This window comes from Ruegeria atlantica, assembly GCF_013032505.1.
Taxonomy (GTDB): domain Bacteria; phylum Pseudomonadota; class Alphaproteobacteria; order Rhodobacterales; family Rhodobacteraceae; genus Ruegeria; species Ruegeria atlantica_F.
The window spans coordinates 327,822-334,389 of sequence record NZ_WQCG01000004.1 but is presented as its reverse complement, the minus strand read 5'-3'; the positions used below and the strand labels follow the sequence as shown (position 1 = coordinate 334,389).

General features: G+C 55.6%; 5 protein-coding genes. All 5 read left to right on the top strand.

Annotated features, from left to right (window positions below; all coding sequences use genetic code 11):
• Positions 1-158: 158 nt before the first annotated feature.
• The 5 genes from GOW92_RS17215 (at position 159) to argF (ending at position 6,568) form a co-directional block, all read left to right on the top strand.
• A complete protein-coding gene (locus tag GOW92_RS17215) occupies positions 159-1,154 on the top strand; it encodes a helix-turn-helix domain-containing protein (protein WP_170562351.1) in 996 nt (331 codons plus the stop codon).
• A gap of 269 nt (positions 1,155-1,423) precedes the next feature.
• Entirely contained in the window at positions 1,424-2,911 is a 1,488-nt protein-coding gene (locus tag GOW92_RS17210; protein WP_170562348.1) for a YfcC family protein, read from the top strand.
• Positions 2,912-2,920: 9 nt separating this feature from the next.
• The gene (locus GOW92_RS17205; protein ID WP_170562345.1) at positions 2,921-4,291 is read left to right on the top strand and encodes an amino acid permease; all 1,371 of its coding nucleotides are present in this window, start codon (positions 2,921-2,923) and stop codon (positions 4,289-4,291) included.
• On the top strand, positions 4,288-5,514 hold the full coding sequence (locus GOW92_RS17200; RefSeq protein ID WP_170562342.1) for an arginine deiminase: 1,227 nt from the start codon (positions 4,288-4,290) through the stop codon (positions 5,512-5,514). Before GOW92_RS17205 ends, GOW92_RS17200 begins: the two co-directional genes overlap by 4 nt.
• Before the next feature lie 55 nt (positions 5,515-5,569).
• Positions 5,570-6,568: an ornithine carbamoyltransferase gene (gene argF, locus GOW92_RS17195; protein ID WP_170562339.1), complete on the top strand. Its 999-nt coding sequence runs from the start codon at positions 5,570-5,572 to the stop codon at positions 6,566-6,568.

Here is a 6,568-nt window from a genome sequence, read left to right as displayed (position 1 = left end):
AAACCTAATCTGCACATGCCCTCCAATGGACGCATACGAAGAAGCCGCTGAGTAAGTGGGTTGAAAACAAAGGCTGATCCCCGAATCCTCGGGGGTCGGCCCTAAGAAATTGACAAAGACCCAACGAGCAAGGCCCAAAACCACCAGGCGGAGGAACAATGAAACACTATGTCCTCAAAAACGGCCGATCACGCCAAGCCTGTTCTGCCCGGGAAACCCCTGACAGACATCACCATATCGACCTTGTCCTTTCTGGTACGGACACCGAAGCGTCAGCGCAGATTGTGATGGATTTCTTCGACGCCCTGAACAGGCTTGTCGAACACCATTCTTACTTCATCACCATCCGCAGGATGGCTCAAGACCCTGTCGGAGGGCCGCTATATTGGTCCGGGCGGACGGCCTTGTTCTGGGGGAACATCCATGAAAACTGGAAGTTGGGTAACGCTGAAAAATCCTGGGTTTCGCAAGTTTTGAACCTGTCCTCGCGCACGATACTTGTCGGTAGTGCTGTTTTGCTACTTGATCAGATCGGGCGCACTGAGAAAACAGTGGCTGCTGTGCATCCTAATTTTCTGGCCGCTGCTCAGGAACTCGGGCTGATCGAAGATGCTTCGGGTATCCACATGGCCACTGATTGCCGGTTGCATAGCGCCTCGACCCGGCTGGGCGCACTGCGGTTGTTGTCCAATTTCGTGGCGCTCGATCATGGAGAGCACCTTGCTGACACCCTGCGCGGCTATATTGGCCTGTCTGAACCCAAAAGAACCGCCAAAAGCCAACTTGCAACCCTGTTGATCCAAAGGTCCGAGGCTGATCGGCAAGTACGCAGAGCCGTCGAAACGATGCTTGATAATCTCGAGGATCCGTTGCGGATCTCTGATCTGGCACAAGCGCTGAACACCTCGACACGGCAACTGCAGCGTCGGTTCCTGAACAGAACCGGCACAAAACTTTTGACGACCTACCGAGAGTTGCGTCTGGAACGGGCCCACACGTTGCTTCGGACAACGGACCTGTCGCAACGCGAGATATCAGCGGCCACCGGGTTTTCTACGGCCGTCGCCTTGGGTCGCGCATTTCGCACGCGCTACAAGGCATCCCCGGACGACATCCGCAACCGACGCTTTGCGGGACAACTATCCGTTAGGTAGGTCAATGCGAACCACATCGCGGCAAACGATCGGCTCACCCTTCTTTTCTTAGATCTATCACTTTCCAGATATCAAATATCGGGTTGGTCGCCCCCATTTCCGCCCGGTACAGCACGGCGATGCATGCCTCGTCCAAACGCGGGACTTCGCCCAATCGCATCATGTTTAACAAGACTGGTGACAACTCGCCATCTTAGTACTAATTTGAAACCATAAAATTCAAATGTTTGATTGACTTACCGCTCTACCCCCTAAAGCGCGAGTATCCGATGTCGAAATTCAAATTCCCCACAGCCTTTACTATCCTGTTCATCTTGATCGCAGTTGTCGCGGTTCTGACCTGGGTTATCCCCGCAGGCGAATACGAGCGCCAGATGAACGAAGCACTTGGTAGTGAGGCCCCCGTTCCGGGCACCTACCACCAGGTCGAACCGAACCCACAGGGTTTAACTTCTGTTATTCTTGCGCCAATCGCCGGGATGTATGATCCGGGGCTTTTGGGAAGCTCCTCGAGCGCCGCAATTGATGTGGCGTTTTTTGTTCTGATCATAGGTGGATTCCTGATGGTGGTCACCAAGACCGGCGCGATTGATGCCGGGATCGGATGGTTGCTGCACAGGCTTGCTGGTCGCGAAATACTAATGATCCCCATCCTGATGACGGCCTTTGCGTTTGGTGGCACCAGCTATGGCATGGCCGAGGAATCGCTGGCCTTCTATGCGTTGATCATCCCGGTCTTTATCAGGGCCGGTTATGACTCGTTGACCGGGGTGGCGGTTATCATGCTGGGCGCGGGAATTGGTACGCTGGGCTCCACATTCAACGCGTTTGCGACGGTTGTGGCATCGCAAGGTGCTGGGATTCCATTCACAAATGGTATCGTTTTGCGGTTTATCATTCTGGCCTTGTGTCTGGCTGCCGGCATCGCCTTTGTCATGCGCTACGCAAGACGGGTAAAGGCAGACCCATCGGTGTCGGTGGTTGCGGATCAGGCAGAAGAGAACAGGGCGCATTTCCTTAAGGGGTCCACAGACGATGATGCATTCCCCGAACTGACCCGAACCCGGTCCATCATCCTGATCCTGTTCGGAGTTACCTTTGCCATCATGATATATGGCGTAGTCGCGCTGGGATGGTGGATGGCCGAAATGTCGGGCCTATTCCTGGTGATGTCCATTCTCGTCTGGTGGGTAGGGAAGGCAGACGAAGGGTCACGGATGGATGAAGCGACCTTTGTCGAAACTTTCGTCGATGGTGCACGCGACCTGTTGGGGGTTGCGCTTATCATCGGTGTTGCACGCGGCGTAGTGGTCATCATGGATGCGGGCAAGATCACGGATACGATCCTGGCGGGAGCCGAAGGATTTGTATCGGGCCTCAGCGAGTTTGCCTTTATCAACGCCATGTTCGGTATTCAGATATTAATGTCATTCCTTGTACCGTCCTCATCCGGGTTGGCGACACTGTCTATGCCAATCATGGCGCCGTTGGCAGATTTTGCCGGCGTCGGGCGCGACCTGGTGGTCACCGCATACCAATCGGCAAATGGATGGGTGAACCTGTTCAACCCGACATTCGCGGTGGTCATGGGCGGGTTGGCTATCGGACGCGTGTCTTATGACAGGTGGTTACGCTTTGTCTTCCCGCTACTGGTCATCCTTGCCATCATTATCTGTGCGGCACTCACGGTCGGCGCCATTGTGGACCCGGGGATCGACGCGCCCGCAGCCGAAACAACCGACACGACATCGAATTGAGTCATCGCAATGGCTGAACACTCTGCGACCGAAACATCACGTTCTCTGGGGCTGACGGCCTGTATCGCTCTGGTCGTAGGGAACATGGTCGGGTCCGGGGTGTTTCTGTTGCCAGCCTCGCTGGCACCGTTCGGACCGATTGCAATTGCAGGGTGGATCGTGACATCCGCCGGGGCGCTGGTTCTGGCCATCATTTTCGGAAGATTGTCGCGTGTCGTCTCAAAACCCGGTGGTCCCTATGCCTATTCACAAGAGGCGTTTGGTGATTTTGCGGGCTTCATCATTGCCTGGGGATACTGGATTGCCCTGTGGACCGGTAACGCAGCTGTTGCTGTCGCACTCGTGGGATATTTAGGCTTCCTGTTCCCGATCATTATCGAAATCCCCATGTATGGCCTGGCCACAGCTTTGGTTGCGATCTGGGTCCTTACATTGATCAATATTCGCGGTGTCGAGGGGGCCGGTTTGGTTCAGATCGTGACAACCGTACTCAAGCTCGCGCCGCTAATCCTGATTGGTACGCTGGGTCTGCTCTGGATCGACACCGCGAACTACGTCCCAGTCAATCAAAGCGGCGCGTCGGCATTTACGGCGATCTCTGCAGCGGCCGCGCTGACGCTTTGGGCATATCTTGGGCTCGAATCTGCAACCGTTCCTTCTGGCGACGTCATCGAGCCTGAAAAAACCATCCCGCGCGCCACAGTGATCGGCGTAATTATCGCGGCTGGCGTCTACATCTCAGTCACTGCTGTTTCGATGGGCGTCATTCCCTCTGAAATACTTGCTGTGTCCGCTGCACCACTTGCAGCTGTCGGCGACGTCATATTTGGTCCAGTCGGTGGTATCCTTGTCGCCGTGGGCGCAGTGATTTCGACCTTTGGGACTTTGAATGGCTTCACCTTGCTCAGCGGTCAGGTCCCTTACGGCGCCGCTTTGGACCGCGTTTTTCCTGCCGCCCTGGCGCAGAAATCCAAGTTTGGAACCCCGGCAAATGCGTTGATCCTATCGAATGCCCTAGCCTCGGTACTGATCATCATGAATTACGCTCAGGGTCTGGTCGCGGCATTCAACTTTGTCATTCTGCTCGCCGTTGTTGCCAGTTTGCTGCCCTATGCCATCTGTTCCGTCGCCGAGATCATGATCCGATTAAAAGGCGGGCAGGTGTTGCATGGCCCGGAATTGGCAAAGGTCGTCGTTCTGGGCGCGCTTGGCTTTGTCTACTCGGTCTGGGCTTTCATCGGCTCGGGCGCCGAAACCGTTTTGGTCGGCTCGGTTCTGTTGCTGGCGGGCGTGCCAATCCATGTCTGGGTCCGCTGGAGCCAGGCCAATGACGTTGAAGACATTCAGAAAACGGACATTTCGAAAGGAGAGTTGCCATGAAGCTCGGCGTTCATTCCGAGATCGGAAAGCTTAACAAGGTGATCGTCTCGCGCCCATCGCTGGCGCATGATCGCCTGACACCGCGAAACTGCGAAGAGCTTTTGTTCGACGACGTGATCTGGGTCGAGCAGGCCCGAAAGGATCACGCCGAATTCTGCTCGCTCATGCGCGAACGCGGGGTCGAGGTTTATGACATTCAGGATTTGCTGGCCGAGGCGATTGCTTCGGACCCTGCAGCGCGCGCCTTCCTACTGGATCGTCTGATCACGCCCAACATGGTCGGGCTGGGCTTTTCTGTGGAAATGCGCGCCTGGCTGGATGAGATGGATGCCAAGGTGCTTGCCCGCCACATGCTGGGCGGCATCATTTTCGCGGATCTGCCCAAAGGCATGATTGACGAGCAGTTTGGTGATCTTGTCACCTTGGGTGATTTCATCCTTCCTGCGATCCCAAACGCGCAGTTCCAGCGCGATCCATCCTGCTGGATTTTCGACGGCGTCACAACAAACCCGATGTATTGGCCAGCGCGTAAGCCTGAAACTCTGATCATGCGAACCGTTTATCGGCACCACAAAATGTTCAAGGACGCGGAGTTCGAGTTCTGGTGGGGCGACAGTGACGGGGACTTTGGCCTTGCTTCGGTCGAAGGCGGGGACGTTCAGCCTGTTGGCAAAGGCACGGTATTCATAGGCATGGGCGAACGCACCACACGGCAAGCGGTTGCCCAAGTTGCCGAGGCTTTATTCAAAAAGGGTGGCGCAGAACGTGTTGTTGCCTGCGCGATGCCCAAAAGCCGGGCTGCCATGCATCTGGATACCGTTTTCACCTGTCTGGATCACGACAAGGTCACGGCATTCTCGGAAGTCGCGGACCAGATTACCTGTATCTCAATCCGTCCCGGTGACCGGGGGGATTTGGATATCCACGTGGAAAAAGGACACCTGTTCGACGTCTACAAAGAAGCGTTGGGCTTGAACTCGCTCGAGGTCATCTCGACAGGTGGCAACGAATTTCAGGCCGAACGCGAACAATGGGATGACGGCAACAACGTCGTCGCCCTGTCGCCTGGCGTAGTCGTTGGCTATGCGCGCAACACCTTCACAAACGGCAAGATGCGCGCAGCGGGTGTCGAGGTGATCGAAATCTCAGGCCAGGAACTGGGACGCGGTCGCGGTGGTGGTCATTGCATGACCTGCCCAATCGACCGAGACCCCGCCTATTGAATTTACCAAGGGCGCGCGCCCCTGCGCCCGTTAATTTTTGTTAGGGAGAGACAAAATGGCATTCAATCTAAAAGGCCGCAGCTATCTGAAAATTGCCGACTTCAGCCAGCGCGAAATGCTGTATCTGCTGGATCTGGCTCGCGACCTGAAACGCGCGAAATACGCCCGCGCAGAACAACCGTCACTGACCGGCAAGAACATCTGCCTGATTTTCGAAAAAACTTCGACGCGAACCCGGTGCGCCTTTGAAGTGGCAGCATACGATCAGGGTGCAAACATCACCTATCTCGATCCATCGGGCTCGCAGATCGGCCACAAGGAATCCATGAAAGACACGGCTCGCGTTCTGGGCCGCATGTTCGACGGCATCGAATTTCGTGGTGCAGGTCAGGACATGGTGGAAACCCTGTCAGATTATGCCGGCGTCCCGGTCTACAACGGCCTGACTGACGACTGGCATCCGACACAGATGCTTGCCGATATGCAAACCATGATCGAGCACGCCGACAAGCCCCGCAAGGACATCGTCTATGCCTACTCGGGCGATTGCCGGTCGAACATGGGCAACTCACTACTGATGCTGGGTGCCATTATGGGCTGCGACGTGCGGATGATTTCGCCGAAAGAAACCCAGCCCCATGACGATGTTCGGGAGTTGGCAATGGAGCGGGCCGAAAAGACGGGTGCTCGTGTGACCATCACCGATGATACGTCTGCCGTCGAAGGTGCCGACTTCATCCATACTGATGTCTGGGTGTCGATGGGCGAGCCCAAAGAGGTCTGGGCTGAACGCATTAAGTTGCTGAGCCCTTATCAGGTCAACATGGATCTGATGAAAAAAACCGGCAATCCAGCCGTCAAGTTCATGCATTGTTTGCCTGCCTTCCACAACCTGGAAACTAAAGTCGGTCAGGACATTCACGAACAGTTCGGCATCACCGAAATGGAAGTCACCGACGAAGTGTTCGAAAGCGATATGAATATTGCCTTCGAGCAAGCCGAAAACCGGATGCACACAATCAAAGCGATCCTCGTCGCCACGTTGGGGGCCTGA

Excerpts from the sequence above, each read along its gene's own strand:
- GOW92_RS17215 (WP_170562351.1), top strand. The coding sequence starts at position 159 with ATGAAACACTATGTCCTCAAAAACGGCCGATCACGCCAAGCCTGTTCT.
- GOW92_RS17210 (WP_170562348.1), top strand. The coding sequence starts at position 1,424 with ATGTCGAAATTCAAATTCCCCACAGCCTTTACTATCCTGTTCATCTTG.
- GOW92_RS17205 (WP_170562345.1), top strand. The coding sequence starts at position 2,921 with ATGGCTGAACACTCTGCGACCGAAACATCACGTTCTCTGGGGCTGACG.
- GOW92_RS17200 (WP_170562342.1), top strand. The coding sequence starts at position 4,288 with ATGAAGCTCGGCGTTCATTCCGAGATCGGAAAGCTTAACAAGGTGATC.
- argF (WP_170562339.1), top strand. The coding sequence starts at position 5,570 with ATGGCATTCAATCTAAAAGGCCGCAGCTATCTGAAAATTGCCGACTTC.